The sequence below is a fragment of the Bacillus nitratireducens genome (assembly GCF_001884135.1).
GTDB lineage: Bacteria > Bacillota > Bacilli > Bacillales > Bacillaceae_G > Bacillus_A > Bacillus_A nitratireducens.
In genome coordinates this window covers 39,944-62,253 of the sequence record NZ_MAOC01000051.1, presented here as the reverse complement: position 1 = coordinate 62,253, position 22,310 = coordinate 39,944, and the positions used below count along the sequence as shown (strand labels likewise).

31 protein-coding genes and 1 pseudogene are annotated in these 22,310 nt (G+C 34.8%); 24 read left to right on the top strand and 8 right to left on the bottom strand.

Features of this window, described 5'->3' with window-relative positions; all coding sequences use genetic code 11:
- Positions 1-17 precede the first annotated feature (17 nt).
- The 4 genes from BAU23_RS16245 (at position 18) to BAU23_RS16230 (ending at position 2,622) form a co-directional block, all read left to right on the top strand.
- On the top strand, positions 18-1,076 hold the full coding sequence (locus BAU23_RS16245) for an undecaprenyldiphospho-muramoylpentapeptide beta-N-acetylglucosaminyltransferase (RefSeq protein ID WP_001033972.1): 1,059 nt from the start codon (positions 18-20) through the stop codon (positions 1,074-1,076).
- A gap of 247 nt (positions 1,077-1,323) precedes the next feature.
- Positions 1,324-1,584 carry a DUF3966 domain-containing protein gene (locus BAU23_RS16240; protein WP_079999300.1) on the top strand — a complete coding sequence of 87 codons (261 nt, stop codon included), beginning with the start codon at positions 1,324-1,326 and terminating at the stop codon, positions 1,582-1,584.
- Positions 1,585-1,679: 95 nt separating this feature from the next.
- Positions 1,680-2,054 (top strand): nucleoside 2-deoxyribosyltransferase, encoded by a 375-nt coding sequence (locus tag BAU23_RS16235; RefSeq protein ID WP_000675239.1) that lies wholly within the window; start codon positions 1,680-1,682, stop codon positions 2,052-2,054.
- A gap of 79 nt (positions 2,055-2,133) precedes the next feature.
- The gene (locus BAU23_RS16230; RefSeq protein WP_000764257.1) at positions 2,134-2,622 is read left to right on the top strand and encodes a hypothetical protein; all 489 of its coding nucleotides are present in this window, start codon (positions 2,134-2,136) and stop codon (positions 2,620-2,622) included.
- A gap of 34 nt (positions 2,623-2,656) precedes the next feature.
- Here BAU23_RS16230 and BAU23_RS16225 read toward each other — a convergent pair whose 3' ends face one another.
- Positions 2,657-2,968 (bottom strand): hypothetical protein, encoded by a 312-nt coding sequence (locus tag BAU23_RS16225; RefSeq protein ID WP_001095549.1) that lies wholly within the window; start codon positions 2,966-2,968, stop codon positions 2,657-2,659.
- A gap of 252 nt (positions 2,969-3,220) precedes the next feature.
- Between BAU23_RS16225 and BAU23_RS16220 the strand changes: the two genes are divergently transcribed.
- Both BAU23_RS16220 and BAU23_RS16215 read left to right on the top strand, forming a co-directional pair.
- Positions 3,221-3,436, top strand: coding sequence for a DUF3912 family protein (locus BAU23_RS16220; protein WP_001008337.1), 216 nt, complete (start codon positions 3,221-3,223; stop codon positions 3,434-3,436).
- Positions 3,437-3,523: 87 nt separating this feature from the next.
- Positions 3,524-3,910: a hypothetical protein gene (locus BAU23_RS16215; protein ID WP_000875404.1), complete on the top strand. Its 387-nt coding sequence runs from the start codon at positions 3,524-3,526 to the stop codon at positions 3,908-3,910.
- Between the two features lie 208 nt (positions 3,911-4,118).
- Here BAU23_RS16215 and BAU23_RS16210 read toward each other — a convergent pair whose 3' ends face one another.
- The 3 genes from BAU23_RS16210 to BAU23_RS16200 all read right to left on the bottom strand — a co-directional run bounded on the left by BAU23_RS16210 (position 4,119) and on the right by BAU23_RS16200 (position 6,690).
- Positions 4,119-5,513: an L-cystine transporter gene (locus BAU23_RS16210; RefSeq protein WP_001094337.1), complete on the bottom strand. Its 1,395-nt coding sequence runs from the start codon at positions 5,511-5,513 to the stop codon at positions 4,119-4,121.
- A 107-nt stretch (positions 5,514-5,620) separates the two neighbouring features.
- A complete protein-coding gene (locus BAU23_RS16205) occupies positions 5,621-5,863 on the bottom strand; it encodes a DUF2626 domain-containing protein (RefSeq protein WP_000440717.1) in 243 nt (80 codons plus the stop codon).
- 131 nt (positions 5,864-5,994) lie between these two features.
- Positions 5,995-6,690, bottom strand: a complete 696-nt coding sequence (locus tag BAU23_RS16200; protein ID WP_000434128.1) for a helix-turn-helix transcriptional regulator — start codon at positions 6,688-6,690, stop codon at positions 5,995-5,997.
- Between the two features lie 205 nt (positions 6,691-6,895).
- Here BAU23_RS16200 and comGA point away from each other — a divergent pair, with 205 nt between their 5' ends.
- The 10 genes from comGA (at position 6,896) to BAU23_RS16150 (ending at position 12,539) form a co-directional block, all read left to right on the top strand.
- On the top strand, positions 6,896-7,939 hold the full coding sequence (gene comGA, locus BAU23_RS16195; protein WP_001089525.1) for a competence type IV pilus ATPase ComGA: 1,044 nt from the start codon (positions 6,896-6,898) through the stop codon (positions 7,937-7,939).
- Positions 7,926-8,963 (top strand): competence type IV pilus assembly protein ComGB, encoded by a 1,038-nt coding sequence (gene comGB, locus BAU23_RS16190; protein ID WP_033656622.1) that lies wholly within the window; start codon positions 7,926-7,928, stop codon positions 8,961-8,963. Before comGA ends, comGB begins: the two co-directional genes overlap by 14 nt.
- An 11-nt stretch (positions 8,964-8,974) precedes the next feature.
- Positions 8,975-9,274 carry a competence type IV pilus major pilin ComGC gene (comGC, locus tag BAU23_RS16185; RefSeq protein ID WP_001178689.1) on the top strand — a complete coding sequence of 100 codons (300 nt, stop codon included), beginning with the start codon at positions 8,975-8,977 and terminating at the stop codon, positions 9,272-9,274.
- A complete protein-coding gene (comGD, locus tag BAU23_RS16180; RefSeq protein WP_000810397.1) occupies positions 9,271-9,726 on the top strand; it encodes a competence type IV pilus minor pilin ComGD in 456 nt (151 codons plus the stop codon). Before comGC ends, comGD begins: the two co-directional genes overlap by 4 nt.
- Positions 9,719-10,015 (top strand): hypothetical protein, encoded by a 297-nt coding sequence (locus BAU23_RS16175; protein ID WP_000230010.1) that lies wholly within the window; start codon positions 9,719-9,721, stop codon positions 10,013-10,015. The genes comGD and BAU23_RS16175 overlap by 8 nt, the downstream gene beginning before the upstream one ends.
- Positions 9,999-10,460, top strand: coding sequence for a competence type IV pilus minor pilin ComGF (gene comGF / locus BAU23_RS16170; RefSeq protein WP_001189035.1), 462 nt, complete (start codon positions 9,999-10,001; stop codon positions 10,458-10,460). Before BAU23_RS16175 ends, comGF begins: the two co-directional genes overlap by 17 nt.
- Positions 10,457-10,828, top strand: a complete 372-nt coding sequence (gene comGG / locus BAU23_RS16165) for a competence type IV pilus minor pilin ComGG (protein WP_001231181.1) — start codon at positions 10,457-10,459, stop codon at positions 10,826-10,828. Before comGF ends, comGG begins: the two co-directional genes overlap by 4 nt.
- A 173-nt stretch (positions 10,829-11,001) precedes the next feature.
- The gene (locus BAU23_RS16160; protein WP_071734829.1) at positions 11,002-11,652 is read left to right on the top strand and encodes a 2OG-Fe(II) oxygenase; all 651 of its coding nucleotides are present in this window, start codon (positions 11,002-11,004) and stop codon (positions 11,650-11,652) included.
- A gap of 150 nt (positions 11,653-11,802) precedes the next feature.
- On the top strand, positions 11,803-12,300 hold the full coding sequence (gene aroK, locus BAU23_RS16155; protein WP_000836667.1) for a shikimate kinase AroK: 498 nt from the start codon (positions 11,803-11,805) through the stop codon (positions 12,298-12,300).
- A 38-nt stretch (positions 12,301-12,338) separates the two neighbouring features.
- Complete coding sequence (locus tag BAU23_RS16150) at positions 12,339-12,539, top strand: YqzE family protein (protein ID WP_000106081.1); 201 nt, start codon at positions 12,339-12,341, stop codon at positions 12,537-12,539.
- Positions 12,540-12,675: 136 nt separating this feature from the next.
- Here BAU23_RS16150 and BAU23_RS16145 read toward each other — a convergent pair whose 3' ends face one another.
- Complete coding sequence (locus tag BAU23_RS16145; protein ID WP_001073110.1) at positions 12,676-13,308, bottom strand: VC0807 family protein; 633 nt, start codon at positions 13,306-13,308, stop codon at positions 12,676-12,678.
- Positions 13,309-13,436: 128 nt separating this feature from the next.
- Positions 13,437-13,555, bottom strand: a pseudogene (locus BAU23_RS16140) (GTP pyrophosphokinase).
- Between the two features lie 72 nt (positions 13,556-13,627).
- Here BAU23_RS16140 and BAU23_RS16135 point away from each other — a divergent pair.
- Together BAU23_RS16135 and BAU23_RS30830 are read left to right on the top strand one after the other, a co-directional pair.
- A complete protein-coding gene (locus BAU23_RS16135) occupies positions 13,628-13,855 on the top strand; it encodes a hypothetical protein (protein ID WP_000032702.1) in 228 nt (75 codons plus the stop codon).
- A 97-nt stretch (positions 13,856-13,952) separates the two neighbouring features.
- On the top strand, positions 13,953-14,084 hold the full coding sequence (locus BAU23_RS30830; RefSeq protein WP_000064673.1) for a hypothetical protein: 132 nt from the start codon (positions 13,953-13,955) through the stop codon (positions 14,082-14,084).
- 51 nt (positions 14,085-14,135) lie between these two features.
- On the opposite strand, the gene BAU23_RS16125 is transcribed toward BAU23_RS30830, so the two are convergent.
- Together BAU23_RS16125 and BAU23_RS16120 are read right to left on the bottom strand one after the other, a co-directional pair.
- Entirely contained in the window at positions 14,136-14,930 is a 795-nt protein-coding gene (locus BAU23_RS16125; protein WP_071734828.1) for a YqhG family protein, read from the bottom strand.
- The gene (locus BAU23_RS16120; protein ID WP_071734827.1) at positions 14,917-16,599 is read right to left on the bottom strand and encodes a DEAD/DEAH box helicase; all 1,683 of its coding nucleotides are present in this window, start codon (positions 16,597-16,599) and stop codon (positions 14,917-14,919) included. The genes BAU23_RS16125 and BAU23_RS16120 overlap by 14 nt, the downstream gene beginning before the upstream one ends.
- A 538-nt stretch (positions 16,600-17,137) precedes the next feature.
- Between BAU23_RS16120 and gcvT the strand changes: the two genes are divergently transcribed.
- From gcvT to BAU23_RS16090, 6 genes are all read left to right on the top strand, one after another.
- Positions 17,138-18,238, top strand: coding sequence for a glycine cleavage system aminomethyltransferase GcvT (gcvT, locus tag BAU23_RS16115; RefSeq protein ID WP_000631761.1), 1,101 nt, complete (start codon positions 17,138-17,140; stop codon positions 18,236-18,238).
- Positions 18,239-18,258: 20 nt separating this feature from the next.
- Positions 18,259-19,602 (top strand): aminomethyl-transferring glycine dehydrogenase subunit 1, encoded by a 1,344-nt coding sequence (gene gcvPA, locus BAU23_RS16110; protein WP_071734826.1) that lies wholly within the window; start codon positions 18,259-18,261, stop codon positions 19,600-19,602.
- Positions 19,599-21,074 (top strand): aminomethyl-transferring glycine dehydrogenase subunit 2, encoded by a 1,476-nt coding sequence (gene gcvPB / locus BAU23_RS16105; protein ID WP_000795709.1) that lies wholly within the window; start codon positions 19,599-19,601, stop codon positions 21,072-21,074. Before gcvPA ends, gcvPB begins: the two co-directional genes overlap by 4 nt.
- Positions 21,075-21,350: 276 nt before the next feature.
- Positions 21,351-21,554: a DUF3929 family protein gene (locus BAU23_RS16100; RefSeq protein WP_000262494.1), complete on the top strand. Its 204-nt coding sequence runs from the start codon at positions 21,351-21,353 to the stop codon at positions 21,552-21,554.
- 70 nt (positions 21,555-21,624) lie between these two features.
- The gene (locus BAU23_RS16095) at positions 21,625-21,816 is read left to right on the top strand and encodes a hypothetical protein (RefSeq protein WP_000535934.1); all 192 of its coding nucleotides are present in this window, start codon (positions 21,625-21,627) and stop codon (positions 21,814-21,816) included.
- Positions 21,817-21,932: 116 nt separating this feature from the next.
- Positions 21,933-22,307: a GntR family transcriptional regulator gene (locus BAU23_RS16090; RefSeq protein WP_001021354.1), complete on the top strand. Its 375-nt coding sequence runs from the start codon at positions 21,933-21,935 to the stop codon at positions 22,305-22,307.
- The last annotated feature ends 3 nt before the right edge of the window (positions 22,308-22,310 follow it).

Genomic DNA, 22,310 nt, shown 5'->3' with positions numbered 1-22,310 from the left:
GTAGAAGGGGGAGACGTATGAACAAAATAGTCTTTACAGGTGGCGGTTCGGCAGGACATGTAACACCTAATTTAGCAATTATTCCACATTTACAGGAAAAAAACTGGGACATTTCTTATATCGGTTCTCATCAAGGGATTGAAAAAACGATTATAGAAAAGGAAGGGATTCCGTACTATAGTATTGCAAGTGGGAAGCTACGTCGTTATTTTGATTTAAAAAATATAAAAGACCCTTTTCTCGTAATGAAAGGGGTTATGGATGCGTACTTAACAATTCGTAAACTAAAGCCGGATGTTATTTTTTCAAAAGGTGGTTTCGTATCTGTACCAGTCGTAATTGGAGGATGGCTAAATAGGGTGCCAGTTTTGCTACATGAATCTGATATGACACCTGGACTAGCAAATAAAATTGCGCTCCGTTTTGCCTCGAAAATATTTGTTACATTTGAAGAAGCTGCGAAGCACTTACCGAAAGAGAAAGTAGTATATACAGGATCACCAGTACGTGAAGAAGTACTAAGAGGAAATCTTGAAAAAGGTTTAAAGTTTCTAGGATTTTCCCGTAAGAAGTCAGTTATTACTGTTATGGGAGGAAGTTTAGGAGCAAAGAAAATTAATGAAACTGTTCGATCGGCACTTCCAGATCTTCTGAAAAATTATCAAATTGTGCATCTTTGCGGAAAAGGAAATCTTGATGAATCCTTACAAAATAAAGAAGGATATAGACAATTTGAATATGTACATGGGGAGTTGCCAGACATATTAGCGGCAACAGATTTTGTTATTTCGCGTGCGGGCTCCAATGCGATTTTTGAGTTTTTAACATTGCAAAAGCCAATGGTTTTAATTCCGTTATCGAAATTTGCAAGCCGTGGAGATCAAATTTTAAATGCGGAATCCTTTGAAAGACAAGGGTATGCATCGGTATTATATGAAGAGGATGTAACGGTGAACTCGCTTATAAAGCATATAGAGGAGCTATCTCATAATAATGAGACGTATAAAACAGCATTAAAAAAATATAATGGAAAAGAAGCAATTAAAACTATCATTCAACATATTTCAGAGGCATGATTATATAATCATGCCTTTTTTACTAGGATGAAAGATTCCAAGAATTGATATTTTTATGTTACAATAAAGTGAAACTTTAATCAGTGGGGGAGGGGTTAATCCCCCACTGATTATTAGCCCTCACCAATCGGGCTTTTACGGGCAGTTAATCCCCACCTAACTTCTTTGTTTTCGCTGAATTTTGAAGTGGGGGTCTTACTGCCCGTTAATGCGGGGTAACAAATGGTTAGTAGGGAAATTCCAATTGATTAAGCGTGAAAATACGAATGGATTAGGAGTGACTGTGTTGGAGCTAAGTCTCTATGAAAATACTGCACTTATTATATGCTTTGTGTTGTACGTTGGTAGTGTTATTGTTTATATTTCACGGAAATTTTCACAAGAACGAGAGCTTGAAAAATCAGAGATAACAGCTGAACTAGAAATGTTAGCTGATGAAAGTTATAAAAAACAAAAAATAAAAGAAGACCATGAAACACCCCATCATTTAAACGCAAATAAGTTCTAAAGATGGGGATTTTTTTTGCAGTCTTCCTTAATTATTTCTACAACCATTAACGCTAAAAAGGAGTTTCCCCATACGTATTTAAAGGGTGGACATAAATGAAATTTTATATTGCCTCGGGATTTCAAAATAAACATATTGTTCGTTTTGTATCAAGCCAGTTAAAAGAAGCAGGATGGTACCATACATATGATTGGACCAAAAATGAAAGAGCAGTTAATCAAGAACAATTAAGAGAAATTGGTCAAGCAGAAAAGAACGCTATTAAAGAAGCGGATGTATTTTTACTTATATTAGATGGCGGAAATGGAAGTCATACAGAGCTTGGAATGGCGATTGCGCTAGAGAAAAAGGTATATATGTATCATGAAGGAAACAAGCTCCAAACAACGTTTTACCATTTGCCAGAGATTAATATTTTTGAAGGAGATGCAGCTGAGTTTGCATCTTATGTTATAAATAATATGGAATAATAGTAATTACCTAAAGGTTATAAAAGTGATCTTTTGGGTACAGTGATGATAAGAAAAGGTCATAAAGGAGTTATGTTATATGAAATTAGAAAATGGATGGGAAACAAGTTTTTTAGAAGTTGTACAAAACAGTGAATTTAAGAAAGATGCACTTCTTAGCCAATTGCTTTTTGCGGATGGTGAAGAAGTAGAAGAGCTTGTTGATGATTACGGTTACGAAGAGATTATTGAACGCGAACATGATGATGAGTTAGCAGGAATTTTAGGAGAAGAACTATTTAGTGAGATGGAGCGAAACGTATTCTTATCTCCACAGTCAGAAGAAAAACTTATTTCATTCGTAAATGGATTAGGTTTTCATGTGTTAGATTGGATTGTGCTTCTTGAAACAGAATTTGGCATTGATAGCGCAAATTTCACATCGGATGCAGTGAAAATGTTAGAAAAGCGTTTTAGACAATTCCCGTACATAGAAGATAAAACGATCTTTGATATGACTTTTGGAGAGGTAATGGATGTATTACAATCTGTTACAGGATTACAACTGAAAGAAAAAATGAACATATAAAGAAAAAGAACGTGAGGATATCACGTTCTTTTTTTTACATAATAATAATTTTATCATCTAGCTTTGTTTGTCCAGTAAGAAGTGCATTTAAATACTCTACTTTTCGTATGCAAGCTTGTATATGTCTTTCAACCTCTTGTAACTCTGCTTGGTGATGCGTTTCAATTGGATGAATTTGTACGTTAAATTTTTCGAATTGACTACTATATGTTATTTTTGCATAGCCGCTCATAATATCGGTTTCGTTATGAAATAAGAATTGCTTCGTTTCTTCACAGAATGATACATCCTGAAAGCCATATACTTTTAATGCTTCAATTACTTTTTTAATCATGTTTGTATTCATTTTTTAACCCTCTTTACGAAGTTCTACTTTTATATTATAACATAAAAAATTACACAGAAAGCGCTTCCAAGTGTATTTTATTATAAACTTTACGTTTCAATCATAAAAATGAAACAAAGAAAAAATAATTGTAAAGAAGGAAGGACTCTTTTATTGTTTCGTCATATATATAGAGAAATAGTGCAATGAAAGGAAATTTTTCGAGGTGGAGATTGTATTTCCAATTTGAGCGCAGTAAAAGAGGTGAGAATCTTGAACTTTGATATTGTAGGACAAAAAGCATATATAAAAGACGGACCGTATCGGAACCGAATTGGAACTGTAAAGAAAAACGAAAAACAATTAGAATCCCACTTTGCTATTGTAATTGGAGAACAAAGTGTTGCTGTAGAGCTAAAGGATATCGTGCTAGTTGGAGTAGACGTAGGACAATTTCATACATGGTGCGAGCAAAATGGTTATTTGTGAAAGGGACGGGCTGTGACATAATGAAATATATTTGAGAAAAGAGAATATGTTATTGTATTCTCTTTTTCTATGTTTAAGGAGATGGAAATGAAGTATAAAGAACGAGATTTCACATTGGAATTGAAAGAGAAAATTCAATGTATGGAAAAGGAAATAGAGCGAATATCACTTAAACTTTTTGAAGAGTATTCATATTTATACATAGAGAAAAACATGGAACTATCTATGGAACTTGTTAAAGATAAAGAGCATCCTTTTGAGGTGGGTTATTATTCATCAGCTGCCATAGCTATATTAGATGAAGAAAAAGAGATGATTGGATTTCACAATATACCAATTTGGAAATGCGAAAGAATTTTTTTAGGAATGCCAATTCAATCAAACATTTTGGGGAGTAAGAAAGTAGGGGAACTTGTTGATGAATCTTGTTATGAGATTGAGGAGGAGTTAAAAGAGCAACTAGAAGAGTTTTAGTAGAAGTATAAAAACCTGAAAAGATATATAATTTATTTATAATTACCTTTTCTAATATATAGGTGGTGTTTTACCATGGCTGAAGTAATCGGTAGAGCTGTATACATAGTGTTTGAAACAATATGTTATGCCTTATGTTTAAAAGACAAAGAGGAAGATGAAAAGAACTAAAAAAGGACGCTAACATTTTTGTTAGCGTCCTTTTTTATTATGAAGCAATCTCACCAGTTTTTACATCATCTTGATTGTACGTATCGTGATCTAATTCTCCAAGCCATTTACTAGAAATAAGACCTGCTGTCATAGAACCACTTACGTTAAGAGCTGTACGACCCATATCGATTAATGGCTCAACTGAGATAACTAGAGCGACAATGCCGATTGGTAAGTTCATTGTAGATAATACGATTAATGCTGCGAATGTTGCACCGCCACCAACGCCGGCAACACCGAATGAGCTAATAGCAACGACAGCGATTAAAGTTAAAATAAATTGTGGTTGTAACGGATCAATTCCTACAGTTGGAGCGACCATCATAGCAAGCATTGCTGGGTAAATACCTGCGCAACCGTTTTGACCGATAGATACTCCAAAGGATGCAGCGAAGTTAGCAATTCCTTCAGAAATACCAAGTTTTTCTTTTTGTGCTTCAATATTTAATGGCATTGCACCAGCACTAGAGCGAGATGTGAATGCAAATGTTAATACCGGGAACACTTTTTTCAAATATTGAATTGGATTTAAACCAGATAGTGCGATTAATAATAAGTGAATGATAAACATTACGATAAGTGCTACGTAAGACGCTAACACGAAGTTACCAAGTTTTAAAATAGCATTTATATCGCTACCAGCGACTGTTTTTGCCATAAGAGCTAACACGCCGTATGGAGTAAGACGTAAAATTAATGTTACCATACGCATTACAATTGCATATACAGCATCAAGCATTTTCTTAAATAGCTCTGCTTGTTCTGGATATTTTCGTTTTACACCTATAAAGGCGATACCGATAAATGCTGCAAATATTACAACAGAAATTGTTGATGTTGGGCGAGCACCTGTTAAATCAAGAAACGGATTTGTAGGTAACAGTTCTAATAATTTGTCTGGAATTGTTGTCTTTTCAATAGAAGTAAATCTTTCTTCTACTAATTTCAGACGAGCAGATTCTGCATCACCTTGTTGTAATCCTGTTGCTGATACATCAAATCCTGCGCTTGCAGCGATACCGACAGCTGCAGCAATTCCTGTAGTAAGAATTAAAATTCCAATAATAAGACCACTGATTTTACCAAGGTTTTTCGTTAATTGTAATTTTGTAAATGCTGAAATAATAGATACTAAAATAAGTGGCATAACAATCATTTGAAGCAATTTCACATAACCGTTACCGATTAAGCCAAACCAAGTATTTGATTCAATAATTACTTTAGAAGTTGGCTCATAAATAAATTGTAATATAAGACCGAATATAATTCCGACTCCTAAAGCAGTAAATACACGTTTATTAAAAGATACATGCTTACGTTGCATATAATATAATACGCCAACTAAGATGAGCATGACTGCAACGTTAATTCCGACAAGCAGTGTATTCATGATAATTCCCCCTAATTCCAATCTGTTATATAGAATATAAGGTAATAAAACCTATAAGTCAACTAGGGAATTGCGGAATTAAAAAAAAGATGGCAAAATGCCACCTTTTAATGTCCAGCCCCAGGGACAAGTAAGAACGTCGTGTAGTATGTAAATCCTATGAAGAAAACAGTTAAATATGCCCCGAATACGTATATATACATACGCTCTGTTAATTTTAAATAGCTTAAAAGTACGAAGAAACCTGTTTGTCCTAAAAATAGTAGTGCAGCCTGTTGCATATCCCCTACGTAAAACATAACCGAGAAAATTCCAGTCCAAAAGCCGAGAACGCGAAACATGCGCTCCATGCCATCTCCCTCCTTTTCTAAAAAAAGTAAAACCTCTCTTCATTATAGTTTATTTTTCTAACTATTGTAAATATTCATTCATATAAAAGAAAGAAGCCAATTATAATATTGACTTCTTCTTAGTTGAAAAACTAAATTTGAACCTTATAGTTACAAGATTTGCATCCATCTAGTAGACTATCGTTCCGTGTTAATTCCACGTTCGGGAATAGGATTTCAAAAATCCCCTTCATCATATCTCCGTGCATATTACAAATTTCAGTCGGATGATGCGCAGCAACTTCTTTAAATGGGCAATTGTGTACATCATAGAAAATTTTTGTACCATCCGTACTTATTTCAAAAGCAGGAGATAAACCAGCTGTTGAGAATGCTTCTTTTGCGATTTGCATTTTTTGTTCTATCGTCAATGCTTCTGCACTTACATTTAAGCGATGCATATGTTGTTGCATTAATTCTTTGCCGAATTGTTTCCCTGTTTCATATAGCGCTTTTTCACCAGCGCTACCTAAGCTTAGCAGTGAATTAAATGCTATCTGTGCTAATAATTGATAATCGCGAAATGGGAATTGTAACTGGATGACATCTTGAGACAAGACGTATAGTCTGCTTGGTCTGCCGCCTTTCCCAGTTTTTTTTGTTTCTGATTTTAGCATATTAACATCTTCTAATTTAGATAAATGTAAACGAGCTACGTTTGGATGAATGTCAAACTCATCTGCGATTTCTTGTACAGTTACGTAACTATGCTTTTGAGAAATATATTTATAAATGTAATAACGAGTAGGGTCAGATAACACACCTGTAATTTTTAAAGCTTGTTCCATTAGGATCTCCACCTTTATCACTTTATCCAAGATATTAACATTATAATACAGATAAACTTTTATATAGGTAATTTCAGACAATAATTCGGAAATTGTTCATAATTTCACAAACATATTTTCCCTTTTTCTCTTAGTGAAAATAAAAAATTGCTAATTTTTGTTTTGCAGTTTTTCATGATATATACATGGTGAGGAGGGAAATTTGATGAATAGTGTCGAGCTTTTTGCAAATATGATTATGAAAGAAGCTTGTGGGGTGCAAGCATCGGACTTACATATTGTGCCCAGGCAGAAGGATATGGCGATTCAATTACGTATAGGAAAAGATTTAATTATGAAACGGTGTATTGAAAAGGAATTTGGAGAAAAGCTTGTTTCGCACTTTAAATTTTTAGCATCAATGGATATAGGAGAGAGGAGAAAACCTCAAAATGGTTCGTTGTACTTACAAATTGATGGACAAGAAGTGTATTTACGCCTTTCAACACTTCCAACAGTATATCAAGAAAGTCTCGTTATTCGCCTCCATTTACAAGCATCTTCTCAGCCGTTGTCTCACCTTTCGTTATTTCCAAGTTCAGCGGAAAAATTACTCTCTTTTTTAAAGCATTCACATGGGTTACTCGTATTTACTGGGCCGACTGGTTCTGGAAAAACAACAACAATGTATGCGTTATTAGAAGTAGCTAGAAAATGGCAAACACGTCGCATCATTACACTGGAAGATCCAGTTGAGCAAAGAAAAGACGGTTTATTACAAATTCAAATAAATGAAAAAGCTGGTATCACATATAAAACGGGATTAAAGGCTATTTTGCGTCATGATCCAGATATTATTTTAGTTGGCGAAATTCGTGATGAAGAAACAGCAAAAGTAGCTGTAAGGGCCAGTTTGACGGGACATTTAGTAATGACAACCTTGCATACAAATGATGCGAAAGGAGCGATACTACGATTTATGGATTATGGTATTACAAGGCAAGAAATTGAACAATCATTATTAGCAGTAGCTGCTCAGCGGCTCGTCGAATTAAAATGTCCATTTTGCAGAGGGAAGTGTTCAACTGTATGTAAATCAATGAGGCAAGTGAGACAGGCAAGTATTTATGAACTGTTATATGGATATGAATTAAAACAAGCGATTAAAGAAGCAAGTGGAGAAAATGTTACGTATCACTATGAAACGTTGGAATCGTCGGTTCGAAAAGGGTATGCTTTAGGATTTTTGGAAGAAGATGTATATGTTTAAGAGGAAATGGGGTTTAAGTGATCAAGCATTATTATGGAAAAGATTAAGTGATTTATTAGATAAAGGTTACTCACTTTTGCAGGCGTTAGAATTTTTGCAGTTGCAACTACCATTAGGGAAGAAATTACAGCTACAGCGTATGATCGAGGGATTGAAGAATGGACAAAGTTTGCACGCTTCTTTTCACCAATTAATGTTTCACCCTGAGGTGTTAAGCTATTTGTTTTATGCAGAGCGACATGGTGACATTTCTTTTGCTTTGCAACAAGGGAGTGTACTTCTTTACAAGAAGGATAAATATAGGAAAGATATGATGAAAGTAATGCGATATCCTATGTTTTTATCATTCTTTTTAATGATTATGCTCTCTGTTTTTAACCTCATTTTATTGCCTCAGTTTGAAATGATGTATAGTTCTTTACATTCTACAGCACCACCACTTACGGAGCAAATTTTAGTTGTAATTAAATTATTACCCTACTTCATTTATAGCATTTTTCTTATCGTTATAATGGGCTTTAGTTTATATATTTTTTATTTCCGAAAACTTCCGCCTACTCAAAAGGTAAAGATTATGATCCGTATTCCCCTTATGAAAACATTTCTTATTTTAAATCATTCGCATTACTTTTCAGCTCAATTAAGTGGTTTATTACACGGTGGATTGTCAGTACACGAAGCATTAACAATAATGATGAAGCAAAAGTATCATCCGTTCTTTCAGTATGAAGCAGCCCGAATTGAGCGGCAATTAATTGCAGGAGAACCGTTACAATCTATTATTGATAAAAGCGGTTGTTACGAGAAAGAACTTTCTTATATCATTACGCATGGACAAGCAAATGGTAATTTAGCAAATGAGCTTGGTGATTACAGTGAGCTCATTATTGAAAAGGTAGAACAAAAAATTAAACGTATGTTATTTGTGATTCAACCTATTTTATTTACATGTCTTGGGCTTATAGTCATTCTTATGTATTTAGCGATGATTATGCCGATGTTTCAAATGATGAATTCTATTTAGGGGGCATTTACATGCAGAATGAAGAAGGTTTTACTCTTTTAGAAATGTTGTTAGTTATGGTTGTTATAACTGTATTATTACTATTAATTATTCCAAATGTAGTTAAGCAGCGATCCTCGGTGCAGGAAAAAGGGTGTGAAGCCTACGTGAAATCTGTAGAAGCACAAATACAGGCATATCAACTCGAAAATAATAAAATACCTACAATCGAGGAATTAAAAACTAAAAAATATATTGCTGTTGATGAATGTCCGAAAGGTAAACCAATCCATATTTCTGATGATGGATCAGTATCAGCAGGGAAATCGTGAAGCAAAAAGGTTTTACTCTTTTAGAGATGCTACTTGTCTTATTTGCTATTTCTGTACTGAGTGTTGTTACGCATTTTAACGTTACTTCATTACATGAAAAACAAAGAGTTGAGCAGTTTTTAAAACAGTTTTCAAATGATATTTTGTATATGCAGCAGTTGGCAATTAAGCGTCAAAAACATTATACGTTACGCTGGTTTAAAGGGAAACAGATGTATTATATTTCGGAATCAGAGACGGATTTTTTAATTGTTAAGAGAGAATACAATAAAGATATCCAATTTGATTTGCATACCTTTCCAAATCCAATGACGTATAATCCGAGCGGAAATATTAATAGAGGTGGTACGATTTTACTTTCCTATCAAGGGTATAAATATGAGATTGTATTTCAGCTTGGAAGAGGGAGATTTACGTATCGTGAAGTGTCAAAAAGGATCAGTAATGGTTGAAATGGTTGTAGCGTTAAGTTTAATAATGATGGCGGTATCGTTATTACTCCCGCAAACATTATTAATTATGCAGGAAAGAAAAAATATAAAAATGAGCTATAAAGCATTAATATTATTAAAAAAAGAAGCGGCCTTGTTTAAGTATGAGGATGAGGAAAAGCGAGAAAAAGAGCAAGTCATAAAAGGGATTGTATATTACACATATTGGAGAGGAGATGAAGTTTGTGCGGTGTGGAAAGATATGAGAGGAAAAGCGATGGAGCAATGCCTTTATGCAGAGAAAAGATAAAAAGGAAGCGGGATTTACCTTAATAGAAATGATTGCATGTTTTTTACTTTTATCAATGTTCTTTTTACTTTTACCGCGTCTTCATATTATGGGGATAGAAAATACACATTCAAAAGGATTAAATGACTGGGAGTGGGATGTGTTTTTAGGACAAATGCAATTAGAATTTCGTGAAGTAATAAGTGGGAGGAAGATAGAACGAGAAAATGATTGGAATATTTTGCGTTTCCAACTTCGTAATGATGATGAGGTGACGTATGAAAAAGTGAATAGTAATTTAATAAGAAAAGTAAATATGCGCGGAAGGGAAGTTATATTACAAAGGATTGAAGCGATTTCGTATAAATTAACACCTCAGTTGCTATATATACGTGTGAAAGATATAGGTGGTGAAATATATGAAGGCGTGGTTGTACGCTATAGTGAAATTGAGATAGAAACATGAGAAAACAAGATGGATTTGCAATGCCAGGAACAATTATTTTTCTTATTTTATTAATTTCTTTTTTGATGTGCGAAACGAATATGTTACTTTTGGATAAAAAATTTTATTCTGAAATAGAACGGAATTTTTTCATGGAGGAACTTATTGATCGAGCTATTTCAGATATAAAAAGAGACTTACAGCAAAAAGAAAAAGAGGATATTTTTTTGTTTCAGTATGAAAGAGGAGAAGTGAGTGGAAAGTACGTCTTTGAAAATGATGTTATTATCATTTCGTTGCAATGTGTTACAAAGCAGAGAGTTTTCTATACAGTGAGCTTTCGCTATAGGAAAAGGGATAATAAAATATTTGATTGGGTAGAAGGATAGTGTGTAAAATACGCGGGAGAGAACCACTAATTCCTATTGTGGAGTGATTTAATTTCTTTGAGGAAAGGGATAAAATGATAGTTAAAAGTTTAAATTTTCTCAAAAAAGAGAAAGGTAGAAAGAATATGATATATTCATGCTATCCAATCATTTTTTTCTAGGGAGATAAGGAAATGACAAATAACAATCAAATAGGTGAAAATAAGGAACAAACTATTTTTGACCATAAAGGAAATACGATTATGACAGAGGATAGGGAAATACAAATTATTTCAAAATTCGAAGAACCTCTTATTGTCGTATTAGCAAATGTATTAAGTGATGAAGAGTGTGACGAATTAATTGAATTGTCTAAAAATAAGATGAAACGTTCTAAAGTTGGTTCATCACGTGATGTAAATGATATTCGAACAAGTAGTGGTGCATTTTTGGAAGAGAATGAAATAACTTCGAAGATTGAAAAACGAATTTCATCTATCACGAATGTTCCTGTAGCGCATGGAGAAGGATTGCACATTTTAAACTATGAAGTAGATCAAGAATATAAAGCGCACTATGATTATTTTGCGGAACATAGTAGATCAGCTGCTAATAATCGTATAAGTACTCTTGTGATGTACTTAAATGATGTAGAAGAAGGCGGAGAAACATTCTTTCCGAAATTAAATCTTTCTGTACACCCTAGAAAGGGAATGGCAGTATACTTTGAGTACTTTTATCAAGATCAATCACTAAATGAGCTTACGTTACATGGAGGGGCACCTGTTACGAAGGGCGAGAAATGGATTGCAACGCAGTGGGTGAGAAGAGGTACTTATAAGTAAAAGTGATCAGCTTGTTTGATTGCAAGAAAATAGCGAGTATGTTACGTTTTGTTCTTCATAGCATAAGAAGAACAAAACGTTTTTTTATTAAATAAAGCAACAACTTTCGTTATAATAACAAATAATAACGGATGATTGAGAGGAACGAAAATGAAATCTATATACATAACTGGCTATATGGGAGCCGGGAAAACAACAATTGGAAAAGTGTTAAGTAAAGAACTTCATATGGATGTTGTAGATACAGACCAAAAAATTGAAGAGAAGCAAGAGAAGGCAATTCGTGATATTTTTGCCGAAGAAGGCGAAATGGCTTTTCGGGAATATGAAAGTGAAATGTTACGTTCACTACCGGTTCAGAATGTAATTATTACAACTGGTGGAGGGATTATTGAACGAGCGGAAAATCGAAAGTGGATGAAGGAAAATGGAACTGTCGTGTATTTATATTGTGATCCACATGTAATTGCAGAAAGGCTTCGTGAAGATACGACACGGCCACTATTTCAGAAGAAAGATATAGATGCATTTGTAACGAAATTCGAATCGCGTCGAGCTTATTATGAAGAGGCACACATTCATATCGATACGACAAGTAAGTCGGTAAAGCAAATCATGAATGAATTAAAGGAAAAGATTAATGAATAAAAAAGTGGACATACTAATCAAGTAGAGGTGATGATAATATGTCTACTAATGATTATGTACGCTTTGTGACACAGCAATTTGTGTCGTATATGGATGCTCCCAAAGAGGATCGAAAACAAAAGAAAGAACAACGCCGTGCTGAAAAAGAGCCATTTATGAATAAGTGGTTTGGTGTTATGCCACTTAGTGCTGCTTTGTTTTATCGAAATGTAAAAAATAAAAGAAAAAAATCAAGTTAATCATTCTTCGTTCACTTGTGAGGCGTATAGCCAATAAAAATCCCCTAGTATAACAAGATGCTAGGGGATTTTTTGTTTATCCCGCATTAACGGGCAGTAAGGGAAGGACAAAACCCCCACTGATTAAAGTTTAACTTTATTGCACAGATTCTTTTTCTTCAGTAACGGCATGTATTTTATTGTTTACCCATACAAATCCAATTCCAATACAAATAGAAATGCCCCACCCAACAGCGGTCATAATCGCTCTCATTTCACCATATCCATCTACACCGAAAACAGAGATGAAATAGATTTTTAAGAAACTTTTTAATATAAATTGAAGACCGAAAAATAGTGTTAAATATTGCAGTGCTGGATATATACGGCTATCTCGGTAAAGCTCACGACTTTTATCGCGGTCATGACCTTGCAATGCAGCAATGTCTGCTGCGAAATATAACATAAGTGGTTTTTTTATAAAAATTGTACATATGACGATAATACCGAGTACGATGTGATAATACGCATCGTTCCACAACATTCGTTCAGCTGATCCAGATAATAAATCTACTGTTGTATTAGAAATGAGTGTAATTAAAATAAAGAACCCTGTTACGTTAAACTGTTTTTCTTTCTTAAAGGTATACAGTGTATAAATAATCCCCGGAACAGAGGAAAGTAACATCGCGTAATAAGGATCGATATAAGGTTTTGCAAATTTCCAAATGAGGAATGGTATTACGAGATAAAAGACAAGATCTAATATAGCTTTTTTATTTTGATTCATATAAATCCTCCTTAAGTCATACATATATTTTATAATATAATTTCTGAAAATTGTATAAGGTTTAATGGAAAAAAGAAAAGTAGATGATTAGTAGATTAAAAAAATTGTCCCTAGCGTAGTAAGTTTTTTTAGTATATAATAAAGGAAACGCTTTCATTTTTTTATTTTGTTCACAAAATGGACGGAAAATCACATATTTACTATCGATATGTTGCTTTATAATGAAACTAATTAAATATACATGCATACAATATTGTGAAATAAATAACATAAATAATCTATATAAATGTAAACGTTACCAAAGAGAGAGGTGGAGACAATGAGTAAATTTTTCTTCAATCATAATCCAGCAACAGTAGAGGATGGTAGGCTTGTTAAGTATGCTGAAATTATTTATGGAGAAGGTGGCCGTTCTGTATTAGAAAATTTAATGGTGAAGGCATCTATCAGATTGCGTGATCGTTATCCGAATAAATCTGACGAGCAGATCTCGAACCTCGTAAATAAAGGCATCCATGATATGTTTCAAAAATATGTGAGTGAGTAAGAGTAGCCAATGGCTGCTCTTATTTTTTTGTATAAGGATTGCGCCTCTAGCTGAAAATAAGGGTGTATTTTGAAAGACTTAAAAAGGAGTGGAAAAGATGAGCAATGGAATTGGACGTTCAAAAGAAAATCTGCCGACTGATGCAAATCATGTAAGTGCGAAGGATCGCGCATATCAAAAACGTATGACAGAGAAAAAACAACGAGAGCGTAATGACGATAGAGAATAGGATGGTAAAACATCTTAAAAAAAGCTCCTTCTACAGTTGAAGGAGCTTTTTTTAAGATAGAAAATGATTTGCGGTAATATAAAAGAGGCCGCCGTTTATAATTTGCATTGTAATGCGTGGTTCGTATTGTTCTTGTAATGCTTGCTTTTCAATTTCATAGCTTTCTGGAAGCTCATCGCTATCTTCGTAAAATCGATTTAAAAGGTCTAAATCGTGATTCCAACGCACTCTTGCTTCTTTTGCCCACGTATGGTCATCTTCTGCGATTATATGTTTTAAAGCGTCCTCTATACGTTGTAAACCACTTTGTGGCTTAATGATAGGGGAAAGCGTAAAACAAAAATCAGGTATTTTTGGGGTGACTTTTATCTCTGTTAAAGTGTCATGGAAGTTTGCGATCATTGTTCCAGAAATAAGGTGAATACCGATGGAATGAAGGATGTCTTTTTTTCGATCGCATTGATAAGATACTTTTATATTTACACCAAGCCAAGGGTGGAGCGGAGTATGTGTTGCCCCGTTATGTTTCACGTCCTCGTATAACCGTATGTATGAGCCTAGTTCTTTTGTCGTTTCAAAGATTTGATGCAAACGTGGTGAACCGTAATGAATAAGTTCACCATCGTTTTCTTCGTTTTCCGGATTTGTAATAAGAGTAAGGCGCATCGGATTCGGAACGCCTCCTGTTTTTTCAAGATAGTGCCAATAGAAAGGGCGATTCATTAATAGCTTATCCATTTCAATTGTTAACTGCACGTCTAATAGGTGAGGGGAATGTTCTAAAATTTCGCAGTTATTCGCCTCAAAAAAGTTATATAAGTAATTATGAATTTCATTTTGCTGCATAGCCCTGCACCTCTGCTTCATTGCGCTTCGCAAAATCGATAATAGATGTTAAATTTTCCATTTTGATTCGAATTTCTCCTTCGCTTTTTGACTGTGCAAAAATTTCTTGAATATGCGCATCGATATTTTTCATGTTGATTCTCGTTAAAATTTCATCAAGTTCGCCGATTACCCGTTCAAATAAATTAATTTTTTCATACAGCAGTTTTAAAATATGCTCTTCAACAGTATGCTTGGTTGCTAAGTTATAAATATGAACATCATTTTTTTGTCCAAGACGATGAATACGCCCAATTCTTTGTTCGAGTCTCATTGGATTCCACGGTAAGTCATAATTAATCATATGGCTACAAAACTGTAAGTTAATTCCTTCACCGCCAGCTTCGGTCGCGATTAACACTTGAGCACGATTTTGGAAAAGTTCCTTCATCCAATCTTTCTTTCCTCGTTTAAATCCACCACGAAATGGAACAGAGGAAATTCCATGTTGTTGTAAGAACCATTGTAAATACATTTGCGACGCTCTATATTCAGTGAAAATGATGACTTTATCGTCAATTTCTTTTATAAGCTCTAGAGCTTTATTTGCTTTTGAGTTGAAAGGAATATGATTAATTTTGTCCATTAACACATCGATATGTGGTTCCTTTATGTAGTGCTCATTTTCTTTCTGTCTTTTTTCTACATGTTTTTTTAATGAATAGTAAACAGCTTCGCGACTACTACATGCTTCCCGTTTTAAAGTTAAAGATGAGAAAGCAGACGTGAAGGCATCTTGTCCTCGCCAATTTTCAATCGCGTTATATAACGCTTGTTCTTCTTCATTAAACTCAACAAAAATTGTACGTACATGCCTTTTGGGCCAATCAATTCCAGTATTATGACGTCGATTTCGGACCATTACTTTGTTGATGAGAGTTTTTAAATCTTCATCAGATTCAGCCGAACGATTTTTTGAAGCATAATATTCTTCAAAATTAGATTGGTTGCCTAAATGACCTGGTTTTAATAAAGAAACGAGGTTAAAGATTTCATCGATTTTATTTTGAACAGGAGTAGCGGTTAGTAATAAACAAAACTTCTTTTTTAATCGTTGTGCAAATTCATAGTTTTTTGTTTTATTATTTTTTAGTTTATGTGCTTCATCAATAATAATAAGGTCATATTCTAAGTTTAAAACGATATCGCGATGCGGCGATCGTTTCGCAGTATCGATTGATGAAACGATGACATCAGCTTGTTCCCAAGAATAACTTTTCTTTTGAGCGACCGCAGGAATAAAAAATTTTGTGTTTAGTTCATATGCCCACTGAGATACGAGCGAAGCTGGAACTAGAATGAGTACCTTTTTTACAAGTCCCCGCACCATATATTCTTTTAAAATAAGACCAGCTTCGATTGTTTTTCCAAGTCCAACTTCATCTGCCAAAATCGCTTTACCATTCATTTGTTCAATAACATTTTGAGCGACTTCTAATTGATGCGGAAGTGGCGTGAAATGTGATAAGTGTTTTGGTGCTTGTAATCCATCAAAAGTAGGGACGAGTAATGATTTTTCAGTTTTATAAGCTAATTGATATAAATCCCAATTTGTCCAAGGGCCATCTTCATCAATTCTTTTTAAAAAATTATTTTGCCACGTTCGATCTACGGAAATATCGACATTCATTCAGACGCTCCCACCTTTTATAAACTAAAGTGATTATTAAAAAAATCTTTATTATAAGCCTTGTTATAAGGCATTATCACAATTACTAAAAATTAAAGAATAAGCAATGATAAAGTGAAACTTTAATCAGTGGGGAGGGTTCATCCCCACTGATTATTAGTTGAACGAATCGGGCATTTACGGGCAGTTATCTCCCACCTAACTTCCTCGCATTCGCTGAATTTTGAGGAGGGAGTCTTACTGCCAGTTAATGCGGGATAAAGTGATAAATCTCAAAAGTTGTATTTAATAAGAATAAGAATAAAAAATTCTAAATTATTTTTTATGCTAGAATATTGATGAAATATAGCGAATGATGTTAGGATAATGGTGTGAAATGTGTGGAATCTTTCGTATTTTATCCAAGAAAGTACTTTTTTATTTACGCTTTCATAAAAAAATATAGTGAGATTCCGTATATCCTATCTTTTCAGAATGAAAATGTTTAGATATGGGAAGCAACTTTTATTGATTTGTCAGAGCATAAGGGGGAAAGAGCATGATTACATTACAACGTACACCGTTATTTGATGTATACGCGAAGTATGGTGGGAAAACAATCGACTTTGGTGGTTGGGAATTACCAGTTCAATTTTCAAGCATTAAAGAAGAACACGAAGCTGTACGTACAGCGGCAGGTTTGTTCGATGTGTCTCATATGGGAGAAGTTGAGGTAAAAGGTGTAGATAGTTTAGCATTTTTACAACGTGTTGTTACAAATGACGTATCTACCTTAAAGGTAGGAGGCGCACAATATACAGCTATGTGCTACGAAAATGGTGGTACAGTAGATGATTTATTAATCTACAAACGTGGTGAAGAAGACTATTTATTAGTAATCAATGCATCCAATATCGAGAAAGATTACGAATGGTTAGCAAGTCATGTAATTGGCGATGCGAAAGTAGTCAATGTTTCTAGTGAAGTTGCGCAGCTTGCAATTCAAGGACCAAAAGCAGAAGGCATTTTACAAAAAGTTGTGTCAGAAGATTTGAAAGAAATTAAGTTCTTTAAATTTAAAAACGATATTCTTGTAGATGGAATTCCTGCACTTGTATCTCGTACAGGTTACACAGGTGAAGACGGATTTGAAATTTACTGTAAGAGTGAAGATGCTGCAAAACTTTGGGAGAAACTTCTTGAAGTTGGAGCAGAAGAGGGCTTAAAAGCATGTGGTTTAGGTGCTCGTGATACACTTCGCTTTGAAGCAACACTTCCGTTATACGGACAAGAATTATCAAAAGATATTACACCGATTGAAGCAGGAATTGGCTTTGCGGTAAAACCAAACAAAGAAGCAGACTTCTTTGGAAAAGAAACGTTAAAAGAGCAAAAAGAAAACGGTGCATCTCGTAAATTAGTCGGCATCGAAGTAATCGAACGCGGTATTCCTCGTACGCATTACCCTGTATTTGTAGGAGAAGAAAAAATCGGGGAAGTAACGAGTGGTACACAATCTCCAACGTTAAAGAAAAGCATTGGTTTAGCACTAATTGATGTAAAATACGCAGCAGTTGATACAGAAGTAGAAATTGAAATTCGTAATAAACGCGTCAAAGCAGTAGTTGTTCCAACACCATTTTATAAACGTTCTAAGTAACGGGGAGAGGGGTAGATTTCATGTTGCATCGTTATCTTCCAATGACAGAAGAAGACAAAAAAGAAATGTTACAAACGATCGGCGTTCAAACGATCGACGAATTATTCTCTGATATTCCAGAGAGTGTTCGTTTTAAAGGGGATTTAAAAATTAAAGAAGCAAAATCAGAGCCAGAGCTTTTAAAAGAGCTATCTCAAATGGCTAGTAAAAATGCTAATTTAAAAGAATACGCTTCTTTCTTAGGAGCAGGCGTATACGATCATTACGCTCCAGTAATTGTTGATCATGTTATTTCTCGTTCAGAGTTTTACACAGCTTACACACCATACCAACCTGAAATTTCACAAGGGGAATTACAAGCTATTTTTGAATTTCAAACAATGATTTGTGAATTAACAGGAATGGATGTAGCAAACTCTTCTATGTACGATGGAGGTACAGCTTTAGCTGAAGCGGCAATGCTAGCAGCTGGCCATACTCGTAAAAAGAAAATTCTTGTATCTAGTGCAGTTCATCCAGAATCAAGAGCAGTACTTGAAACGTATGCAAAAGGTCAACATCTTGAAGTTGTTGAAATTAATCATAAAGATGGTGTAACAGATTTAGACGTATTACAAAGTGAAGTAGATGATACAGTTGCTTGTGTAATCGTTCAATATCCCAACTTCTTCGGACAAGTTGAGAAATTAGCTGATATTGAAAAAATCGTTCATCAACAAAAATCATTATTTATCGTTTCTTCAAATCCATTATCATTAGGCGCATTAACACCACCAGGAAAATTTGGTGCTGATGTTGTAATCGGTGATGCACAACCATTTGGTATTCCAACGCAGTTTGGTGGACCACACTGTGGTTACTTTGCAACAACGAAAGCATTTATGCGTAAAATTCCAGGACGTCTTGTTGGACAAACTGTAGATTCAGATGGTAAACGTGGGTTTGTATTAACGTTACAAGCGCGTGAACAGCATATTCGCCGTGACAAAGCGACGTCTAACATTTGTTCAAACCAAGCGTTAAATGCATTAGCAGCATCAGTTGCAATGACGGCACTTGGTAAACAAGGTGTGAAAGAAATGGCACGTCAAAACATTTCTAAAGCACAATATGCAAAACGTCAATTTGAAGCGAAAGGCTTCACTGTAACATTTGCTGGACCATTCTTCAATGAGTTCGTTGTAGATTGCAAGCGTCCAGTGAAAGAAGTAAACGATGTATTATTACAAAAGAATATTATCGGTGGTTACGACCTAGGCCGTGATTATAAAGAGCATGAAAATCATATGCTTTTAGCAGTAACTGAGCTTCGTACAAAAGAGGAAATTGACACACTTGTAAACGAAATGGGGGCTATCCAATGAAGAACCAAGACCAAGCACTTATTTTTGAAGTGACTAAAGAAGGACGCGTAGGATATAGCTTACCCAAATTAGATGTAGAAGAAGTGAAACTAGAAGATGTATTTGAGAGCGATTATATCCGAGTAGAAGATGCAGAGCTACCAGAAGTATCTGAACTTGACATTATGCGCCACTATACAGCACTTTCAAACCGTAACCACGGCGTTGATTCTGGATTCTATCCACTTGGATCTTGTACGATGAAGTATAATCCGAAAATTAATGAAAACGTAGCTCGTTTCGCAGGATTTGCAAATATTCATCCACTTCAAGATGAAAAGACAGTGCAAGGTGCAATGGAATTAATGTACGACTTACAAGAGCATTTAATCGAAATTACAGGTATGGATACTGTTACATTACAACCAGCAGCTGGTGCACACGGAGAATGGACAGGTTTAATGTTAATTCGTGCATACCATGAAGCAAATGGTGACTTTAACCGTACGAAAGTAATTGTTCCTGACTCTGCTCACGGAACGAACCCAGCATCTGCAACTGTAGCTGGTTTTGAAACAATTACAGTAAAATCAAATGAACATGGTCTTGTTGACTTAGAAGACTTAAAACGTGTTGTAAATGAAGAAACAGCGGCACTTATGTTAACAAATCCAAATACATTAGGCCTATTCGAAGAAAACATTTTAGAAATGGCAGAAATCGTCCATAACGCAGGCGGTAAATTATACTATGATGGTGCAAATTTAAATGCGGTATTAAGCCAAGCACGCCCAGGAGATATGGGATTTGACGTTGTGCATTTAAACCTTCATAAAACATTTACAGGTCCTCACGGCGGCGGTGGTCCAGGTTCTGGTCCAGTAGGTGTGAAAGCTGATTTAATTCCGTACTTACCAAAACCGATTTTGGAGAAAACGGAAAATGGCTATCACTTCAACTATGATCGTCCAGAAGCAATTGGGCGTGTGAAACCATTCTATGGTAACTTCGGAATTAACGTTCGTGCATACACATATATTCGTTCTATGGGTCCAGATGGCTTGCGTGCAGTAACTGAGTATGCTGTATTAAATGCGAACTACATGATGAGAAGATTAGCACCATTCTATGATCTTCCGTTCGATAGACATTGTAAGCATGAATTTGTATTATCAGGTCGTCGTCAAAAGAAACTTGGTGTACGTACGTTAGATATTGCAAAACGTCTGCTTGATTTCGGTTACCATCCACCAACAATTTACTTCCCATTAAATGTGGAAGAATGTATTATGATTGAGCCAACAGAAACAGAATCAAAAGAAACGTTAGATGGTTTCATTGATAAGATGATTCAAATCGCTAAAGAAGTAGAAGAAAATCCAGAAGTTGTACAAGAAGCACCGCATACTACAGTCATTAAACGTTTAGACGAAACGATGGCTGCACGTAAACCTATTTTACGTTATGAAAAGCTAGCTCCTGTACAAGTTTGATTAGAATAAAAAAGAACTCGCTATATGCGGGTTCTTTTTTTTATGCAGGTAGGATGAAAAAAGTGTTAAAAATTATTATTTTTTGTTTCATATTGCTGTAAAGAAGCAGTTTTATAGGTGATTTTGTTGAAAAAGTAGGTTTGATAAAAGTATTTATTTTTGTTAGAATTTTATTGAAATTAAGAAGATGTGATGAGGCAAAAATTACTCATTTTTATGTATATGTGAAAAAACGAGCAATATGGGGGTGGAAGTGTGGGATATCGATGTTATAGAATGGTATACCATTTAGAAAATGGAGAAACGATTAAGGATATAAAAGAATTTTGTTACCGAGACCAAGGGAAAGTGCTAGAAAGAGTAGCTCATCGTGTAATGGACAATAGAGAGGTGACAGCGATTGATAAACAGGGAACGATCATTTCAATAGCGTGTGAGGACATTGTAAAGGTAGAACTTGATTACATAACAGAAAGTTAACCTTGAGTCATATCGAATTATTCGATAAAATATACTGTTGAATGGTGAAGAGAGCAGAGAGGAGTTTATCATGGGTAGTACAAGACACTTTTATATGTTTATTTTAGCGTTTGTTCTTGTTGTGGCGTTAACAATTTATTTAATTGTTGATAGCAGCTGGTACAATACAGTTCATCCGGCATTCCTTTTATTTATGTATGTAGGAATTGCGGTTGTTAGTTTCGGAATGAGAGACGAAATGTTAGATCGCTTTGAAAAGTGATACATATACGAAAGACCAACAGGAAAATGTTGGTCTTTTTTTCTTGCCAAAAATAGGATGTTCTGTATATACTGTGTATATAAGGTATATACAGTATATACACACTGGAGGAAAACATGAATATTATTATTTCGAATTCTTCCCAAGACCCTATTTATGTGCAAATAAGGAAACAATTAAGCCAGCTTATTTTAAATGGTGGTTTAAAGGGTGGAGATCAATTACCGTCTATTCGTAGCTTAGCGAAGGAATTACAAATTAGTGTAATTACAACGAAGCGTGCGTACGAGGAGCTTGAAAAAGAAGGATATATAGAAACTGTTGCTGGGAAGGGGACTTATGTTTCACGTAAAAATAATGAACTATTAAAAGAACAGCGGCTACGTCTATTGGAAAGTAAAGCGGAAGAGATTGTGAATGAAAGTAAAGTGTTGCAGCTTTCACTTGAAGATTTACAACAGATGATTGCGTGTTTATACAAGGGGGAATAAGAG

Coding starts and splice junctions, on each gene's coding strand:
- comGA (WP_001089525.1), top strand. CDS start 6,896: ATGAATAGTGTCGAGCTTTTTGCAAATATGATTATGAAAGAAGCTTGT.
- BAU23_RS16145 (WP_001073110.1), bottom strand. CDS start 13,308: ATGAATCAAAATAAAAAAGCTATATTAGATCTTGTCTTTTATCTCGTA.
- BAU23_RS16215 (WP_000875404.1), top strand. CDS start 3,524: ATGAAGTATAAAGAACGAGATTTCACATTGGAATTGAAAGAGAAAATT.
- BAU23_RS16160 (WP_071734829.1), top strand. CDS start 11,002: ATGACAAATAACAATCAAATAGGTGAAAATAAGGAACAAACTATTTTT.
- comGB (WP_033656622.1), top strand. CDS start 7,926: ATGTATATGTTTAAGAGGAAATGGGGTTTAAGTGATCAAGCATTATTA.
- BAU23_RS30830 (WP_000064673.1), top strand. CDS start 13,953: ATGAGCAATGGAATTGGACGTTCAAAAGAAAATCTGCCGACTGATGCA.
- BAU23_RS16210 (WP_001094337.1), bottom strand. CDS start 5,513: ATGAATACACTGCTTGTCGGAATTAACGTTGCAGTCATGCTCATCTTA.
- BAU23_RS16175 (WP_000230010.1), top strand. CDS start 9,719: ATGGTTGAAATGGTTGTAGCGTTAAGTTTAATAATGATGGCGGTATCG.
- BAU23_RS16135 (WP_000032702.1), top strand. CDS start 13,628: ATGAGTAAATTTTTCTTCAATCATAATCCAGCAACAGTAGAGGATGGT.
- BAU23_RS16125 (WP_071734828.1), bottom strand. CDS start 14,930: ATGCAGCAAAATGAAATTCATAATTACTTATATAACTTTTTTGAGGCG.
- BAU23_RS16200 (WP_000434128.1), bottom strand. CDS start 6,690: ATGGAACAAGCTTTAAAAATTACAGGTGTGTTATCTGACCCTACTCGT.
- BAU23_RS16245 (WP_001033972.1), top strand. CDS start 18: ATGAACAAAATAGTCTTTACAGGTGGCGGTTCGGCAGGACATGTAACA.
- BAU23_RS16090 (WP_001021354.1), top strand. CDS start 21,933: ATGAATATTATTATTTCGAATTCTTCCCAAGACCCTATTTATGTGCAA.
- gcvT (WP_000631761.1), top strand. CDS start 17,138: ATGATTACATTACAACGTACACCGTTATTTGATGTATACGCGAAGTAT.
- comGF (WP_001189035.1), top strand. CDS start 9,999: ATGCAGAGAAAAGATAAAAAGGAAGCGGGATTTACCTTAATAGAAATG.
- BAU23_RS16235 (WP_000675239.1), top strand. CDS start 1,680: ATGAAATTTTATATTGCCTCGGGATTTCAAAATAAACATATTGTTCGT.
- gcvPB (WP_000795709.1), top strand. CDS start 19,599: ATGAAGAACCAAGACCAAGCACTTATTTTTGAAGTGACTAAAGAAGGA.
- BAU23_RS16150 (WP_000106081.1), top strand. CDS start 12,339: ATGTCTACTAATGATTATGTACGCTTTGTGACACAGCAATTTGTGTCG.
- BAU23_RS16100 (WP_000262494.1), top strand. CDS start 21,351: ATGGTATACCATTTAGAAAATGGAGAAACGATTAAGGATATAAAAGAA.
- BAU23_RS16095 (WP_000535934.1), top strand. CDS start 21,625: ATGGGTAGTACAAGACACTTTTATATGTTTATTTTAGCGTTTGTTCTT.
- BAU23_RS16120 (WP_071734827.1), bottom strand. CDS start 16,599: ATGAATGTCGATATTTCCGTAGATCGAACGTGGCAAAATAATTTTTTA.
- comGG (WP_001231181.1), top strand. CDS start 10,457: ATGAGAAAACAAGATGGATTTGCAATGCCAGGAACAATTATTTTTCTT.
- comGC (WP_001178689.1), top strand. CDS start 8,975: ATGCAGAATGAAGAAGGTTTTACTCTTTTAGAAATGTTGTTAGTTATG.
- gcvPA (WP_071734826.1), top strand. CDS start 18,259: ATGTTGCATCGTTATCTTCCAATGACAGAAGAAGACAAAAAAGAAATG.
- BAU23_RS16230 (WP_000764257.1), top strand. CDS start 2,134: ATGAAATTAGAAAATGGATGGGAAACAAGTTTTTTAGAAGTTGTACAA.
- BAU23_RS16225 (WP_001095549.1), bottom strand. CDS start 2,968: ATGAATACAAACATGATTAAAAAAGTAATTGAAGCATTAAAAGTATAT.
- aroK (WP_000836667.1), top strand. CDS start 11,803: ATGAAATCTATATACATAACTGGCTATATGGGAGCCGGGAAAACAACA.
- BAU23_RS16205 (WP_000440717.1), bottom strand. CDS start 5,863: ATGGAGCGCATGTTTCGCGTTCTCGGCTTTTGGACTGGAATTTTCTCG.